This window comes from Novosphingobium sp. TH158, assembly GCF_002855555.1.
GTDB lineage: Bacteria > Pseudomonadota > Alphaproteobacteria > Sphingomonadales > Sphingomonadaceae > Novosphingobium.
In genome coordinates this window covers 837793-853244 of the sequence record NZ_PKRT01000001.1, presented here as the reverse complement: position 1 = coordinate 853244, position 15452 = coordinate 837793, and the positions used below count along the sequence as shown (strand labels likewise).

The 15452-nt window shown below is 64.3% G+C and carries 13 protein-coding genes; 4 read left to right on the top strand and 9 right to left on the bottom strand.

Going from position 1 to position 15452, the window contains the following annotated elements:
- The first annotated feature begins 15 nt into the window (after positions 1-15).
- Together C0V78_RS04220 and C0V78_RS04215 are read left to right on the top strand one after the other, a co-directional pair.
- On the top strand, positions 16-1491 hold the full coding sequence (locus C0V78_RS04220; RefSeq protein ID WP_101796576.1) for an aldehyde dehydrogenase family protein: 1476 nt from the start codon (positions 16-18) through the stop codon (positions 1489-1491).
- 55 nt (positions 1492-1546) lie between these two features.
- Entirely contained in the window at positions 1547-2269 is a 723-nt protein-coding gene (locus tag C0V78_RS04215) for a TetR family transcriptional regulator (RefSeq protein WP_101796575.1), read from the top strand.
- A gap of 23 nt (positions 2270-2292) precedes the next feature.
- Here the strand turns inward: C0V78_RS04215 and C0V78_RS04210 are convergent, their stop codons facing one another.
- The 3 genes from C0V78_RS04210 to C0V78_RS04200 all read right to left on the bottom strand — a co-directional run bounded on the left by C0V78_RS04210 (position 2293) and on the right by C0V78_RS04200 (position 7021).
- Entirely contained in the window at positions 2293-3102 is an 810-nt protein-coding gene (locus C0V78_RS04210) for an enoyl-CoA hydratase/isomerase family protein (protein WP_101798190.1), read from the bottom strand.
- Positions 3103-3258: 156 nt separating this feature from the next.
- Entirely contained in the window at positions 3259-5916 is a 2658-nt protein-coding gene (locus tag C0V78_RS04205) for a TonB-dependent receptor domain-containing protein (protein ID WP_158241460.1), read from the bottom strand.
- A 277-nt stretch (positions 5917-6193) separates the two neighbouring features.
- A complete protein-coding gene (locus tag C0V78_RS04200; RefSeq protein WP_101796573.1) occupies positions 6194-7021 on the bottom strand; it encodes a coniferyl-alcohol dehydrogenase in 828 nt (275 codons plus the stop codon).
- Between the two features lie 130 nt (positions 7022-7151).
- Between C0V78_RS04200 and C0V78_RS04195 the strand changes: the two genes are divergently transcribed.
- Positions 7152-7865, top strand: a complete 714-nt coding sequence (locus C0V78_RS04195; protein ID WP_158241459.1) for a DUF2889 domain-containing protein — start codon at positions 7152-7154, stop codon at positions 7863-7865.
- Between the two features lie 15 nt (positions 7866-7880).
- Here the strand turns inward: C0V78_RS04195 and C0V78_RS04190 are convergent, their stop codons facing one another.
- The gene (locus tag C0V78_RS04190; RefSeq protein WP_101796571.1) at positions 7881-8690 is read right to left on the bottom strand and encodes a helix-turn-helix domain-containing protein; all 810 of its coding nucleotides are present in this window, start codon (positions 8688-8690) and stop codon (positions 7881-7883) included.
- A 167-nt stretch (positions 8691-8857) separates the two neighbouring features.
- Here C0V78_RS04190 and C0V78_RS04185 point away from each other — a divergent pair, with 167 nt between their 5' ends.
- Entirely contained in the window at positions 8858-9826 is a 969-nt protein-coding gene (locus tag C0V78_RS04185; RefSeq protein WP_101796570.1) for an enoyl-CoA hydratase/isomerase family protein, read from the top strand.
- Here C0V78_RS04185 and C0V78_RS04180 read toward each other — a convergent pair.
- The 5 genes from C0V78_RS04180 to C0V78_RS04160 are packed head-to-tail and all read right to left on the bottom strand — an operon-like array spanning position 9755 to position 15361.
- Positions 9755-11137, bottom strand: a complete 1383-nt coding sequence (locus C0V78_RS04180; protein WP_254049812.1) for an amidohydrolase family protein — start codon at positions 11135-11137, stop codon at positions 9755-9757. The genes C0V78_RS04185 and C0V78_RS04180 overlap by 72 nt on opposite strands.
- The gene (locus C0V78_RS04175; RefSeq protein ID WP_254049811.1) at positions 11122-12306 is read right to left on the bottom strand and encodes a CoA transferase; all 1185 of its coding nucleotides are present in this window, start codon (positions 12304-12306) and stop codon (positions 11122-11124) included. Before C0V78_RS04175 ends, C0V78_RS04180 begins: the two co-directional genes overlap by 16 nt.
- Positions 12296-13795: a class I adenylate-forming enzyme family protein gene (locus tag C0V78_RS04170; protein ID WP_101796569.1), complete on the bottom strand. Its 1500-nt coding sequence runs from the start codon at positions 13793-13795 to the stop codon at positions 12296-12298. Before C0V78_RS04170 ends, C0V78_RS04175 begins: the two co-directional genes overlap by 11 nt.
- Positions 13796-13810: 15 nt before the next feature.
- Complete coding sequence (locus tag C0V78_RS04165; RefSeq protein WP_101796568.1) at positions 13811-14101, bottom strand: hypothetical protein; 291 nt, start codon at positions 14099-14101, stop codon at positions 13811-13813.
- Positions 14102-14131: 30 nt separating this feature from the next.
- Complete coding sequence (locus C0V78_RS04160; RefSeq protein ID WP_101796567.1) at positions 14132-15361, bottom strand: CaiB/BaiF CoA-transferase family protein; 1230 nt, start codon at positions 15359-15361, stop codon at positions 14132-14134.
- Positions 15362-15452 lie beyond the last annotated feature (91 nt).

The window sequence follows — 15452 nt, the reverse complement described above, 5'->3', positions numbered from 1 at the left end:
GCAGGACCGACCTCCATGACCAACCTTACTCCCGCCCGTCTGTTCATCGACGGCCAACTGCGCGATGCCGCCGGCGGCAAGACCTTTGACGTCATCAGCCCGTGGACCGACGCCCCGGTCAACAAGGCCGCGGACGCCTCGGCCGAGGACGTGAACGAGGCGATCGCCGCTGCACGCCGCGCGTTTGACAGCACGGACTGGTCGCACGATTCCAACCGCCAGAACCGCTTCGAGATCTGCAAGAAGTATCTTGAGCTGTTCAAGGCGAACTTTGCCCGTCTGGCTGACATTGCCGTCCACGAAGGTGGCGCTGCGCGTGGTTCGGTGAACCGCGAACAGGTGGCCATGGCGCTGGCCGGCTGGCAGGACTACCTCGACGTGTTCCCGCGGGTCGAATGGGAACGCGATTACGGCTCGCGCGAGGTTTACGGCATCAAGAATGTCCGCAAGTCCTACCACGAGCCGATCGGTGTCGTCGGCGCGATCACGCCGTGGAACGCACCGCTTTACGTCAATGTCGGCAAGGTTGTCGCCGCGCTGCTCGCAGGTTGCACCGTCGTTCTCAAGCCGGCTCCCGATACCCCGTCGATGGGTGCGATCTTCGGTGAACTGGCCAACGAAGCCGGCATTCCCAAGGGCGTGATGAACGTGGTCTTCGGCGAAGACCCGGCCCTGGCCGGCGAAATGCTGGTCACGGATCCGCGCGTCGACCTGATCAGCTTCACCGGCTCCACCGCGGTCGGCAAGCGCATCATGCAGCAGGGCGCGGCAACGCTGAAGCGCGTGTTCCTCGAACTGGGCGGCAAGTCGGCCCGCATCGTTCTGGAAGACGATCCCAACTTCGCCATGAACGTGGCCATGGGCATGCTCACCAACCACGCCGGGCAGGGCTGCGCCGTGCAGTCGCGCCTGCTGGTGCACCGCAGCCGCTATGAGGAAGCCAAGGCGATCCTCAAGGCGACTTACGAGAAGTTCGGCGAGAACTGGGGCGACCTTTCGCTCGAAGGCGCAACCATGGGCCCGGTGGTCAACCGCAAGCAGTATGAGCGCGTGCTCGGCCTGATCGAGGTTGGCAAGCAGGAAGCCACGCTGCTGGCCGGTGGCCGCGCCCGTCCCGACAAGGGCCCGGGCTACCTGATCGAGCCGACCTGCTTCGTCGATGTCACCAATGACATGCGCATTGCCCAGGAAGAAATCTTCGGCCCGGTGATCGTGGTCATTCCGTTCGACGACGATGAAGACGCGATCCGCATCGCCAATGACAGCGCCTATGGCCTGTCCGGCGGTGTCTGCACCGGCGACGTCGAGCGCGGCCTGCGCATCGCCCGCCGCATCCACACCGGCACCTTCTCGATCAACAACGGCATGTGCATCGCCGGCGACCTGCCGTTCGGCGGCGTGAAGGCCAGCGGTGTCGGCCGTGAATGGGGCGTCGAGGGCATCGAGGAATACCTTGAGCCCAAGCTCGTTGCCATCGGCACCATGGGCTGAGCCTGTCCGGCGGCGGAGCCAATCCGCCGTCGACTACTGCGTTGGGGAACGGCAAGTGGGGACAGCGGCAGCAAAGGCAAGGATTACCGACCCGGCACGGATCGCAGCCGTGCCCGCCGGTGATGTCAGCCACAACCTGAACGGGCAGAAGCTTGGCCGCAAGGGTCAGGCGACACGCGAACGCATCCTCACCGCCGCCAACGACCTGCTGACCGAGGCAGACGATCTCTCGATCTCGCTGAGCGCCGTCGCACGTCAGGCCTCGCTGGGCATGACTTCGCTCTACAACTATTTCGCCGACCTTACCGAACTGCTGCTCGCCCTGCTGGGCCCGGTCATGTTCGAGGCCGGCGAAAAGGGCGGCTACATCGACCTCATCTCGGAATACTGGCCCGATGATGAACTGGAGGATCGCTGCAAGAGCTTCATCGAAGCCTATTTCGAGTTCTGGGCGCGGCATTCGCGCATCCTGCACCTGCGCAACAACATGGCGGACCAGTATGACGAGCGCATGCTGGCGGCTCGTGTCCGCTCCGCGCAGCCGGTGATCTGGCGCCTGCGCCAGCAGATGTGCCTTGAAGGGGACGAGCCGACCGCCGCTGCGTCGCAGATGGCCTCGGTCCTGATGACCGGCATCGAGCGCGCGGTGACCGTTGCCACCGATCCCAAGATTCCCGAAATGATCGAGCGCGAATTCGGTCCGCGCAACACCAAGGTGATCGATCCGCTGACGCGCCTGCTGGTCATGGCGATCCGGGACTGCCGCAACGGCGGCTAGTCCCGTCGCGCCTGTTCGCGCCTTTATTCCTTGCTGAACTTGGCCATGTAGCGCTTCACCCCTTCGAGATAGTCGGGGTTCAGCATCAGTGCGGAATTGGCCATACGCTCGATATGGCGAGCGGAATCGCGGCCCACTTCCGCGCACAGTTCGATCGCCACCTTTGCAGCGCCCATCTGTTCGCCGTTCTGCTTGGCCAGGTGACGGCAGAAATCCATGACCTCTGCCTCGAAAGTTTCGTCCTCGTAGACCTGATGGACCAGGCCCATGGTGAAGGCCATGTCGGCACTGGCCGGCTTGTTGGCCATGATGAGCCAGCGGGCCCAGTGCGGCCCGCAGATGCGCGTCAGGCGGGAAACGCCGCTCGATGCGGGAAGCACGCCGAACAGTCCCTCGGGGAAGGCATAGCCCGCGCCCTTTGCCGCGAGGCGGAAGTCGCAGGAGAGCGAAAGCTCAAGCCCGCCGCCAACGCACATGGCGTGGTGCGCGACGACGAAGGGCTTTTCGATATGCTCCATCTCGTCCCACAACTGCTGCATGTTGTTGAGATTCAGGCGGTGGTTCTCGCGTATGCCGCGCGGCGTGTTGCCGGTCGGGGAAATGCGCTTCTGGTTGCCCCCGGTAAGGTCCGCACCAGAGCAGAAATAGCGCCCCGTTGCACGGATCAGCATCACCTTCAGCGCATCGGTATCGCGGAAGTGGATCACCGCATCGGTCAGCAGGTCCATGGTTTCGCGGCTTAGCGCGTTAAGCTTGTCCGGGCGATTGAGCGTGGCGATCAGCACGCCATCTTCGGTTTCCTCGGTCAGCAGGTGGGGTGCTTCGTCGCTCATGGTCATGGATGCCTTCGTTTGCCTTGCCTGGCCTTGAACACTGCGCGGGACGGGCTTTCAACTGCCGACGCGCGCAATCGCCTTGGCGATTGCGGACAAGAAAACGGGCGGGGCACCTTCGTACCCCGCCCGCAGGAATGTGCAGCCTTGCTGCTCTCAGAACTTCTTGCTGACGCCCAGCTTCACCACGCGGCCCAGCGTCCAGCCATTGGCGAAGCCGTAGACCGAGTTGCCGGCACCGCGGAACAGCGGCGGGGCCTGGTTAAGCAGGTTGTCGACGTTCAAGGAGATCGAGGCGTCCTTCAGCGCTCCATCGCCTTTGAACGCGTAGTTCATGAACAGGTTGAAGACGTTGAACGAATCCACCGACTGCTGGTTCAGGTTGGCGGCCGTGGGCACGGTCTTGTAGCCCTGCGAGTGCTGCCAGGTCACCTGCGCCTTGAGGTTGCCGATGTTGGCACCCAGCGTTGTTGCCAGGCGCAGTTTGGTGAAGTTGGTCAGCCGCGAGTCGGTAACCGGGCCACCCTTGTACGACTGGGTCAGGAACTTGGTGATGTAGGTTCCCGATGCGTCGAGATAGACGTTGCCGAAGCTCGTATCCAGCTGCTCGCGGACATAGAAGTCGAAGCCGGCAGTCTTGATCGAACCCAGGTTGGTCGAGCGACCGTCCATCACCGCATAGATGCTCTGCAGTCCGAGCGGAAGCGAAGCCAGTCGCGCTGTCGCCACGGCCGGATCGACCAGGGCATTCAGCTCGTTCACGCGGGCCTGGATTGCGGCAATGCCCTGATCGTAGGTCACGACCTGATCGGGGAAGTTGGTGTAATAGTTCGGGTCGAAGATCGGATAGATCGAGATCGAGCCTTCGTAATTGATGTTGTAATAGGTCATCCCGAACGACAGGCCGGGGATCACCGGTGGCTTCACGTCAAAGCCGGCCGACCAGGTCTTGGCGGTCTGCGGGCTCAGCGGAAGCTTCGTGCCGCCGATCACGTAAAGGATGTTGCGGTCGGTCGTTCCCGGGGTCAGGCCGGGCTTGACGAAGGGCCGGACGGACAAGGGCAGGACGTTGATCGTCGGCGCCGCAGCCTGGGCAAGATCGGAAAGCCCCGGGGCCTGGAATGCCTTGCCCCATGTGCCGCGCAGCTTGATCCAGTCAACCGGCTCGAAGGTCAGCCCCAGCTTCGGGTTGAAGGTGTCGCCGAAGTCCGAATAGTCGTCGTAACGGCCCGATGCCGTGAGGACGAGGCTGTGGAACACGCCCATGTCTTCGCCCAGCAGCGGGATGGACAATTCGCCGAACACGGCGCGCACGTCGCGCGTCTTCTTCAGCAATGGCGAAGTGGCGATCCCCGCGAAGGTCGTCGTGCGCGACTGCGAGCCCTTGTAGGATTCCCACATCAGTTCGCCGCCAACCGCCAGCTTGACCTCACCCGCAGGCAGCGAGAGCAGGGTGCCGTCCATCACGGCGCGGAAGTTCATCAGCTCGTTCGTCGCCTTGCCGAACTGGTACCAGTCAGCTGCCGCGGCGAGCGTCGCGGTGTTGGTTGCCGCGGTCAGATTCGCCGGGTTGAAGGTTCCCGCAGCAGCAGCGGTGTTGATCGGCGTGGGGTTGATCTGCTGGCCGATGAAATCGCTCCGCCCGCGGCCATAGTTGGCAAGGACGTTAAGTTGCCAGTTGCTGCCCAGGCTGATCTTTGCCGAAGGCGTGAATCCCCACGATTCCAGCTTGGTCGTCTGGTAGGTGTGGTTGCCGAAAACCGGCGAGAAATTGTACTGGAACACTTCAGCCCCGGTCACGCCGGTAATCGGAATGTAGAAGGGGCTGGTTGCCGGGACGGAGGTGCCGGTTGCAAGCAGCGGGCCGGCATCCGACACGTTCTTGCGGTTCACGTAGAAACCGGTGACCATGAAGCTGACCGGCCCGCCATGATCGATCGACAGGCTGGCATAGACCGAATGCTTGGTTTCGCGCGGATAGGCGGTCTGCAGTTCGGTGTTGTCGCAGCGGTTGCCCAGGCCTTTGGCGAGGCCGGGAAGGGCATAGGTGTTACCGGCATTCTGGATGGAGCCGACCGTACAGGCCAGTTCCGCCGGGGCATTGTTGATCCAGTCGCGGTTCTGCGAGAACGGCAGGTCAGCGCCGTAAAGCTCGTTGTGCCAGGCAAAGTCATAGGAGACGAAGGCAGAAACGCCGTCCCACTTCTTGCCCACGGTAATCGCGGCGTTGGCCTGCTGGTACCCGCCGTAATTGCCCAGGCCATAGCTGCCCTTGGCTTCCACGCCGTCGAATTCCTTGCGGGTGATGAAGTTGATCACGCCGCCGACCGCGTCCGAACCATAAGTGGACGAACCGCCATCGGTGACGATTTCCACGCGCTCGATCGCGCCGGCCGCGATCGCGTCAAGGTCAGCCGTGGTCTGGTTGATGCCCATGCCGGGCAGGCGATGGCCGTTAAGCAGCAGCAGGGTGGTTGCCGTGCTGCCCGAGGTGTTGCCGAGATAGCGCAGCGAGGGGCGGTTCACCGCCAGCGAGAAGTTCGACGAGCCGCGTACGCCGACGAAGGAGAGGAAGTTGCCGGCTGCGGGAACCGAGGCAAGCAGGTCCGACGTATTCGCCGCGCCGGTCGCCTGGATCTGTTCTGCACCCACGGCAATCGTTTGCGAACCGCCCGGTGCAACGCCGCGGATCAGCGTGCCGGTAACAACGATTTCCTTGGATTTTTCGGTGCCGCTATCTTCGTCGGCATCCTGAGCCAGTGCCGTTCCACTGAAGCTCAGCATCGTCGCTGCCATCAGGGCAGACCTGATCATCGAGGCGTTACGCATAGTTCCCTCCCAAGAATGCCGGAACCACTGCGGCTCCGGCCGAACCATTGTCATTTTACGGCCCGGCGCTTTTGCACCGTTGTACCGTGAAGGGATGCCCTTTGCCCGGGTAACCGCAAGCGCGGACATCCCTGATCACGTGGTCAGACTATTGGAAGGTATCTTGCAGTCAAGTATGTCGTGTCCGGAAAACCGGGAGAAATCCTAAGCTAGTTTAGCAATTGCTACCCGGCACGTTTCATTCCGGACGATCCGGGCGGGATCAGGAATCCGCCCGGCGCATCATCTTCGAAAGGTCGATCTGGCCGGTGGGAATGCCGCCCATGAAGCCGCCGTCAACCGGCAGGACCACGCCGTTGACGATCGTCGCGAAGGGGCTGTTGAGCCAGACCAGCGGTGCGGCCTGTTCATAAGGCGTCGAATAGCGGCCCAGCGGTTCGGCTGCGGCGTCGACCACGTCCTTGCCCGAGTTCTTGTGGAAGTCGGCCATCATCGGCGTCTGGGTGGGCGAGGGCAGGGTGCAGTTGATGCGGATGCCCTTCTTGATCAGGTGGGCGCCCATGAACTGGGTCCAGACGATCACGTTTTCCTTGGAGAAGGCATAACCTTCGCGCACCACGTCCATGTGACCCGCGCACCAGTCCACCGCGGCCTGCCAGCCCTTGGTGGTGACGAATTCCATGTTGGTGGGGATGTTGCGGCTCCAGCCGAGGCCGCCGGTGGAGGCGATGTTGGCGATGGCGCTGCCTTCACCCATCAGCGGCAGGACCTGCTCGGTCAGGTGGCGCAGGCCGATAAAGTTCACCTTCATCACGTCCATCGGATCGAACGAACCATTGGGCAGGCCGGCGCAGTTGAACAGAGCATCGATGCGTCCGCCGCCAAGGCCGGCAATGCCCGCTTCGATCGAGGCGGCATCGCGCAGGTCCACCTTGGTGAAGCTGGCGAGGGGAAGGGTGCTGTCCTTGTAGTCGAAACCGTGCACTTCGGCACCAAGGTCGATCAGCAGCTTGGCCGTCGCCTCGCCCATGCCCGAAAAGCACCCGGTGACAATAACCCGCTTGCCGGCGTAGCCCAGAACATCGCTCACAATAAATCTCCTCTCGGGAATGGCTTGTTGGTGCCTGCTAGATGGCATGGCGGGCAGACAATCAACAGGCCCCAAGCCAAATCGCGGGCGCGATGGCGCGTGGCGGCAAGGGCATGGTAGTCTTCAGGCAATGACCCTGCCTGTCGACCAGCAGCCCGGCTTCCGCCGCCGCTTTCACGTACTGCCATCCCAGCGTTCGGTCACCTCGAGGCTGGAGGATGACGTTCACCGCATGGCGGTGACGCTGGAGCACGATGGAGAGCGGGTGACGGCGGTGACAGCGCTGACGGAACGCGCGCCCTGGAACATATGCCCGGGTGCGGTCGCGAAACTGGAAGCGGACTGGCTGGGGGTGCCGCTCGAACGGCAGGAACGGGCGCTCGACAAGAAGGCGAACTGCACGCACCTGTTCGATCTCGCCGAGCTGGCGCTGCGCCATGTCCACGATGCCGGCGAGACGCTCTACGAGATTTACGTTTCCGATCCGGTTGATGGCGTCAACGAGCTGCTGCTGCGCCGCAATGGCGAGGACCGGCAGCACTGGCAGGCGAAGGACGATGTCGTGTCATCGCCGGAAGCTGCCGCAGGGCTGCCTCTGATCGGTTTGCGATCCTGGATCACCACCCTGTCGGGTGATGCGCGGGCGGAAGCGCGGATGCTGCAATGGGCGGGGCTGGTGGCGCATGGGCGGCTGATTCCGTGGGAAACGGAAAAGACGCTTCGCGCCTTGCCTGGCAGCTGCTTTGCCAGCCAGCCGGAACGCTATGACCAGTGCGAGAGGGTTGGCGACCGGGTCGATTTCAGCACCGAGGGCGCCCGTGCGCCGCTCGGTGATATAGGCTGATCTGCGCCGCTGCGCTCAGGCGGCGTGGGGGACCGCTTCGAGGCTGGCCGGGGCTGCTTCCTCGCCCAGCAGGCAATGCGCGATCGAATCGCGGATGCAGCCGGCAAGGCTTTCCGTGCTGATCTGGCTGTCAGGCGCATAGACCAGCGCGATCGCCATCGGGTGATCTTCCGGCTGGTCCGGCAGCAGCACCGTTACCATTTCCGCACCGGTGCCGAATCCGGCCTGGCCGATGCCCACGCCGGTATCGGCGCATTGCACCACGCGGGTGCTGAGATCAGCGAAGGGAACCTTGCGGTCATCGGCAGCCTCGGCGATCAGGCGACGCAGCACACCATCGCGGCGCGGCTGCGGGATCGTCGAAAGCATCAGCCAACCCACGGCGGATTCGAGCAGCGGCTCCTGCATGCCGCCGTAAAGCGCGCGCTGCTTCCCCTGGCCCTGACGCGAACCCGAACGCCACGAAACGATCTGCGCGTTGAGGCCGACCATGCCGTAGAGCGCGACAGCCAGGCCGGTCTGGGCGGCAAGGCGATCGATCAGGCGAACGATACGACCGTCACGGGCCATGCCGGACTGGCCGTTGGTGCCCAGCAGCGCGGCGCGCGGGCTGAGGCTGTAGGAGCGGGAATAGGGATCCTTGTAGAGCAGGCCCAGGTCAACCAGGCTCGAAAGCAGCTCGGAGGTGCTCGATTGCGGACGGTTGTAGCGCCGCACGATATCCATCACCGTTGCTTCGCGATGGTCGTCGTCGAAATAATCCAACACTTCGATAACGCGCTTGGCAATTTTTGCCTTGTTGGACGAGTTCGAGACCGATGCCATAGCTACTCTCCCATTCGCTAATTAATCGCATGATTGAATCGCGGAGGGGGTCTGTCAAACGGAAAATGAGACAACCTCGTTTTTTTGAACGCATGTTTCAAAGCCCGCAGGGGCGATGGCGGCATCGCATGGGCGAAAAAGTGGCGGGAATCAGCTAGGGACAAGCCATGCCTTTCATCGAGACCATCGTTCCGGCCAATCGGCTCTGGCATGCGCAAGCATCGCTGGACTCAGCGTGCCTGTTCGTGGAATGGACGCCCGATTGCGATTGGTCCGACCGAATCGTCCTTCCGCAGACTCCCGTAATTCTCATCGGCGATGCCCCCGAACCCTTGGCCAGTGCGGTCGATTGTCGCGTCAGGGACCGGGCCGCAGCCGAGAATCTCTATGCAGCCATTTCCGCCAATCCGCTGGCAGCGCGGGTAATCGTTGACTTGCTCCGCAGCTTGCCCGGCATGTCGCTGACCGATGGCCTGACGATGGAATCGCTGGCCTATGGCGTGTTGCAGGGCAGCGGCGAATTTGCCCGCTGGCTGGAGGGTCGCCCGCGGCCGCTTGCCGATATGCCCGAAGGCAATGTCCTGGCCGAACGGCATGAGGAAGTGCTCACCCTCACGTTCGACCGTGCGGCGGCAGGCAATGCCATCGACCGTCCGATGCGGGATGCCCTTAACACCATGCTGCAGCTGGCCGTGGTGGACGATACGATCGAACAGGTTCTGGTCAGGGCGCGGGGGAAGGCCTTTTCACTGGGGGCCGATCTTGGCGAATTCGGCACCACCCGCGATCCGGCGCAGGCTCATGCTATCCGTAGCCAGACCTTGCCGGCGCGCTGGGCCGCCGGTTGCGGGCACAAGATGGAAGTCCATATCGACGGTGCCTGCGTGGGTGCCGGGCTGGAGCTTGCAGCCTATGCCCGCCGGATCACGGCAACGTCGCGCGCCTGGTTCCAGCTGCCGGAACTGGCGATGGGCCTGCTGCCCGGCGCGGGCGGCTGCGTTTCGCTTACCCGGCGGATCGGGCACCAGCGCACCTGCGAGATGATCCTGTCCGGCCGCAGGATTTCAGCCCGCACCGCCCTCGAATGGGGACTGGTGGACGAGATCACCGGCGATGAAAGTCGCGCGGACGATTGATGCATCAAGCCGCTCGCGGGCCTCGGCCCAGCCTGTGCGGAGGAGGCAAAGGTCTGCCCGCGTCCCTTCGGATATGGTCCTGAGGCGCGAGAGGTCTTCCGGGTCGGCAAGGTAGAGCGCAAGCGCCTCCTCGGGCGTAAGTGCCTCGTCCGGTCCGATCACTGCACCGGAAGGAGTGCGCCGCGTAACTGCCGCGCGCATGGCTGCCCAAGGATCCAGCGACCCGAACGGCGCGTCGCTGCCTGCCGCCAGCGTCACGCCGGCCCGCTTGAAAGAGGCAAGCCGGTAGAGTAGCGGCACCTGCGCCGGCTCCACGTCCGCCCGGTATTGGTCACCCCGCTCGGCAATGAAATGCGGCTGGCTGACCACGGCAAGGCCCATGTCCGCGATGCGGGCGATATGGTCGTCAGTGGCGATGCCCGCGTGTTCGATCCGGTCGCCCGGCATGGTTCCAGCCGCTTCGAGGGCGGCGAGGGTGAAGACCAGCTCTGTCTCGGTCGTGCAGTGGACCGCCAGCGGCCTGCCGAGCCCGTGCGCGGTGCGGATGAAGGCCAGGACCTCGTCGAAATCGGGCAGGGCGTTTTCGTGCAGGTGCAGCTTTGCCGGGCCGCGCGCCAGCTCCAGCGTGCCTGCCATCAGCAGGTGCTGGCGCAGCTGGCCGGAAGCCTGTGCGGCGGAGAACCAGTCAAGCGTCTCCGGGGTGTTCGATGGCGACATATCGGTCAGCCCGGTTACGCCAAAGCGTGCGAGTTCGCGGGAGATGTCGCCAAGCGGCGGCGGACTGGCGTTAAGCGTCCGGCGCAGCCAGGTGTCTTCATCGAACAGGTGGCCGGTATAATGCCCGGCTTCGCGTTCCAGCCCGGCCGGAGGCGGGGAGAGGGCAAGCAGGTTTTGGAGCGCCAGCGAGTTGAGCAGCCACATGCGTCCGGAACGGTGCTGGATGCGCAGCGGCCGATCACGCACCATCCGGTCAAGCGCCTGCGCGTCCGGAAGGCCCATGACGCTGTCGTGATAGAGAATGCCCCTGATCCAGCCATCGCCTGGAACGGAGAGAATCCGCTGGGCCAGTTGCTCTGCCGTCGTGACCTCAGGCGGGCCGCAGACGACCGACTGGCGCCGCACGGCAGCCGAGGCGAGGTGAAGGTGATGATCGTGCAGTCCCGGCAGCAAGGCACCCCCGGCAGCATCGAGAACTGGCTCGCCGGCGAGGGGCTGCAACTTGCCGACCGACCGGATCACGCCATCGGCAAGACGAAGGTCTGCGGGGCCCAGTCCCCAGACTTCGGCATTGCGGATCAGCACGGCAGCCACGCCGCGTTGTCTGCTCCGATATCGCGCAGGGGGCCGGCCGGGACGCGTTCGCCGACTGCCGGGAAGCGACGCCCATGCGCCGCCGCCCAGTCATTCAGCTCCCGGAAGAAGCGGTTCCTGTCCGCCGCACGTTCGGCGGCTATGGCATCCCGAACGATCCCGCTCATCGAGAATACCATGCGTCCGCCGCGGCCGGAACGCCACGCCTGCCAGCCGGCGGCTGCGGCGGTGATACCGGTGAGCGGGTCGGCAATGGCGTCGCCGACGAAGCCCATCGCCCCGCTCGCTTCGAACAGCGCGGACGAAAGCCCCCCCGCAACGGCGCAATCGTCGCCGAAGCCAATCCAGTCTGCGGCAGCGCCGCGCGTGCCGTGTCCCGTAATTGTCAGCCAGACCTTGCCCGGTTGGGTGCGGACCAGTGCGTCCGCATCGATGCCCAGCTGGCGCAAGGCGCGGGGGCGGGCGGCCTCGATCACCATGTCTGCCCTCTCCAGCAAGCTATGAAGTGCGGCCAGGCCATCGCGGCTTGAAATGTCGATCGCGACATTGTCCTTGCCGCCGTTCAGCAGGTGAAACAGCCCCGGATCGCCATCCCGCATGGCATCGGGACGCTTTTCGCTCTCCACCTTGACCACCTGCGCGCCAGCCAGGTGCAGCAGGTGGCCGCATAGCGGGCCGGCCCACAACGCGGATAGATCGACAACCAGCGGCCGGTCACTTTGCGCCGGGGCGATTGCTGTTTCTGCCAAGGTTTCCATCGCGGGGCTGGCAGGCACCTCTTGGTCCCAGGCAATCGCCATGCCCATTTCCCGGCCCCGCGCGACAAGATCGCTGGCGCTGCGGGCAAAGGCCAGTTCGACGACCTCGCCAAGGTCGTTGCAGTCCAGCATTTGTGTTTCGAACAGCGCGGGCAGCAGGTCCCGGTCATCGCTGCGCGACAGGTTGATCGCCACCCAGCCGCCCTGTGCGGCTATCAGCTGGCTGCCACCGCCTGCCGAGCGGCGACCCGGTATCCTGAAGGCGTTGATCTGCGCGCGTTCACCCACCAAGGTCCTGCCGCGAAGCTTTGCAATCGCGGCGGATCCCGTCGAAGCGGCGAGTTCTCCAAGCCTGCCATCCGCCCAGCGGGTGAGCGGAATGGCCAGCCCGGCTGACGTGTCAGTCGGCAAGGATCTTCTTGACCTCGCGGCGCAGCAACTTGCCCATTTCGTTGTAGGGCAGCTCTGCCACGAAGGCGACCTTTTCGGGGACGCGGCTCGAACGCAGGCGACCGCGGATCAATTCCTTGAGCTCGCTTTCCTCGGGCTGCTGGTGGCCTTCGCGGGTGACAACGGCAACGCCAACCGCTTCGCCCCATTCGACCGAAGGCACCGCGCAGGCGCAGGCATCGGCGATGGCGGGATGGGTAAGCAGCACGTCCTCGATCTCGCCGGGGCTCATGTTCTCGCCGCCGCGCACGATCACGTCATCGGCGCGGCCCGAGAGGAAGAGATAGCCGTCCTCGTCGATGAAACCAGCGTCGCGGGTGGGGAACCAGCCGCCTTCTACCAGTGCGCTCTTTTCCTTGTATTCGCCGGAGACCTGGTCACCGCGAACAAAGATTTCGCCGGCTTCGCCCGGGCCCAGCGCCTTGCCGTCTTCGTCGCGGATCTCGATCTCCACGGTCGGCAGCGGCTGGCCCAGCGAGGTGAGGCGCGCGCGGATCTTCGGATCGTCCGAAGCCAGTGCAGCGCGGTGGTCGTCCGGTCCCAAAAGCGCAATGGTGCTGCTGGTCTCGGTCAGGCCATAGGCGTTGGTAAAGCCGGCATCCGGGAAGCGTTCCAGGGCCTTGGTGATGACTTCCAGCGGCATCTTGCCGCCGCCATAGGCGATGGCGCGCAGCGAGGCGACGTTGGTGCCGGGTGCCTTCTCGAACGCGTCGATGATGCGGCCCAGCATGGTCGGCACGACGAACGCGTTGGTGACCTGCTCCTGCTCGACCAGCTTCAGCCAGGCTTCCGGCGAGAAGCTGGGCAGCATGACGATGCGGCGGTTCGAGTAGATTGAGCTCATCAGCGCCGAAATGCCGGCGATGTGATAGGGTGGGACCACGACCAGCGCGGCGTCGCTTTCCTCGGCCGATGCGAATTCGACCGTGCCAAGGATATAGCCCAGCAGGTTCGAATGGCGCAGGATCGCCGCCTTGGGCGCCGCAGTCGTGCCGCTGGTGAACAACTGCACCGCTACGCCTTCGCCCGGATCAAACTCGCGCGCATCGTCAGCCGGCACGGTTTCCTGCGCCTTGAGGCTGAAGAGCTCGCGGCTGAACACCGTGTGTCCCTGATCCCCGGCAATGCGGTCAACGCGCTCTTCATCGCCGACCACCAGGGCCGGGGCAATGCGGCCGAGCAGGGCAGCCAGATCCTCGTCCGCCAGGCGGTAGTTGAGCGGGCAATAGGGCACGCCGGCAAGCGCCGCGCCGAACAGCGCGATCACCGCAGCCTCGCTGCTTTCATCAAGCAGGGCGACATATTCCGCGCCCGATTCCTGGATCAGCTCGAACGCGCCGCGCGCGGCAGCCAGCAGGTCGGCATAGGTCCAGCGCTTGCCATCGCAAACCAGCGCAACGCGATCGGGGGCGGCTTCTGCCGCCATTTCGAGGATCAGCGAGATGTTCATCGTGTCAGGCCGGGGTCAGTCCGAGGCAGGAAGCGGCTTGGCGTCCTTGGTCACCAGCGCAACGCCATCGACCGAGAGCGAACCCTTGCCGGGCTTGACGCAGAGCAGTTCGAACTTGCCGTCGGCATCGACATAGCGCTTGCCCATCAGGGTGCCGTTGGAATGATCGGCGCTCAGTGCAGCGGCTTCGGCGGGCTTGGTTTCGCCCATGGGCGCGCCGCCGCATTCGATCGTGCCTTCGCCGCACTTGATCACCATGACTTCGGTGTCGCAGGCTGCGCTCTTGAGACGGGTACCGGGTTTCATCTGCTTAATTCCTTGGATTGCTGGTCTGACTCAGGCGATGGCGCCCTTGGCCTTGTATTCTTCGATCTTGTCCCATTCCATACCCAGTTCCATCAGGACAATTTCGGTATGTTCGGATGCGATCGGCGAGCGGGTGGTTTCGACCGGGGCGCTGTCGAACTGGACCGGGCCGCGGACCAGCTTGAGCGGACGGTCGCTGCCATCGGCAGCCTCAACCTCGATGATCATGTCGTTGGCCAGCGCTTGTTCGTCGGTCAGCAGGTCTTGGAACGACTGGATCGGCGCCCACTGACCGGTGTAGGTCTTGAGGTGCTGGCGCCAGTATTCGAAGGGCTTCGACGCGAAGGCCTTGACCATGATGTCGCTGGCCGCACCGGCATTTTCGAACAGCGCGCGGGCATCGCTGAAGCGCGGATCCTCTGCCGCCTCAGGCACGCCGATATGCTCGAACAGGCTCTTGATATGGGCGGTAGGCGAAAGGGTGCACATGTTGATCGTGCCGCCATCCGAGGTGGTGTAGTTGCCCTGGAACGGATTGCGCGCCGCGCCGCCGGTGCCGGGCATCTGGTTGCGGGTGAGCACGCCGGTTTCGGCAACCTGCGCGATCACTGCACCGGATGCCCAGATCGCCGAGCTGAGCAGCGAAACGTCCATCACCGGGCTTTCGCCGGTGCGTTCGCGGTGAAGCAGCGCGGCCGAAATGCCGCCAGCGATGAACATGCCGCCGATCGAATCGCCAAAGGCCGGGATGCCCTGGCCGAGCGGTCCGGGAAGTTCCTCGGGCGTCATCGAGATGGCGACGCCGCTGCGCGACCAGAAGGCCGTTCCGTCAAACCCGCCGACGCCGGCTTCGGGGCCCTTGTGGCCGAAGGCGCTGCCGCGGGCATAGATGATGTTCGGGTTTACGGCCTTGATGTGCTCGACGTCGAATTTGAAGTTCTGGCGCTGGTGCGGCAGGTAGTTGGTCAGGAAGACGTCGGCCGTCTTCGCCAGCTCATAGAGAACTTCCTGGCCTTCGGGCGTGGTGATGTCGACGCCGACCGAGCGCTTGCCGCGGTTGGGGTGTTCGAACAGCGTCTGGCGCTGCGGATCGAGCGTGACGCCGCCCATGTTGAGGAAGCCGCGCTGGGTATCGCCACGGACCGGATGCTCGATCTTGATCACGTCCGCGCCCCAATCGGCGAGGATTGCGCCCGCAGCCGGAACGAAAGTGAACTGTGCCACTTCCAGAACCCGGATTCCCTGCATCACCTTCGTCATGTCTTGTCTTCCCGTATCAAGTCTCGTTTGCGGGCAGAGCCGCCTTGGTTTCGGTTCCTGCGCGCAACGGCGCATGGGTGCAACCGCAGGG

Excerpts from the sequence above, each read along its gene's own strand:
- C0V78_RS04220 (WP_101796576.1), top strand. The coding sequence starts at position 16 with ATGACCAACCTTACTCCCGCCCGTCTGTTCATCGACGGCCAACTGCGC.
- C0V78_RS04160 (WP_101796567.1), bottom strand. The coding sequence starts at position 15,361 with ATGACGAAGGTGATGCAGGGAATCCGGGTTCTGGAAGTGGCACAGTTC.
- C0V78_RS04195 (WP_158241459.1), top strand. The coding sequence starts at position 7,152 with ATGACCCTGCCTGTCGACCAGCAGCCCGGCTTCCGCCGCCGCTTTCAC.
- C0V78_RS04170 (WP_101796569.1), bottom strand. The coding sequence starts at position 13,795 with ATGAACATCTCGCTGATCCTCGAAATGGCGGCAGAAGCCGCCCCCGAT.
- C0V78_RS04210 (WP_101798190.1), bottom strand. The coding sequence starts at position 3,102 with ATGAGCGACGAAGCACCCCACCTGCTGACCGAGGAAACCGAAGATGGC.
- C0V78_RS04205 (WP_158241460.1), bottom strand. The coding sequence starts at position 5,916 with ATGATCAGGTCTGCCCTGATGGCAGCGACGATGCTGAGCTTCAGTGGA.
- C0V78_RS04190 (WP_101796571.1), bottom strand. The coding sequence starts at position 8,690 with ATGGCATCGGTCTCGAACTCGTCCAACAAGGCAAAAATTGCCAAGCGC.
- C0V78_RS04185 (WP_101796570.1), top strand. The coding sequence starts at position 8,858 with ATGCCTTTCATCGAGACCATCGTTCCGGCCAATCGGCTCTGGCATGCG.
- C0V78_RS04165 (WP_101796568.1), bottom strand. The coding sequence starts at position 14,101 with ATGAAACCCGGTACCCGTCTCAAGAGCGCAGCCTGCGACACCGAAGTC.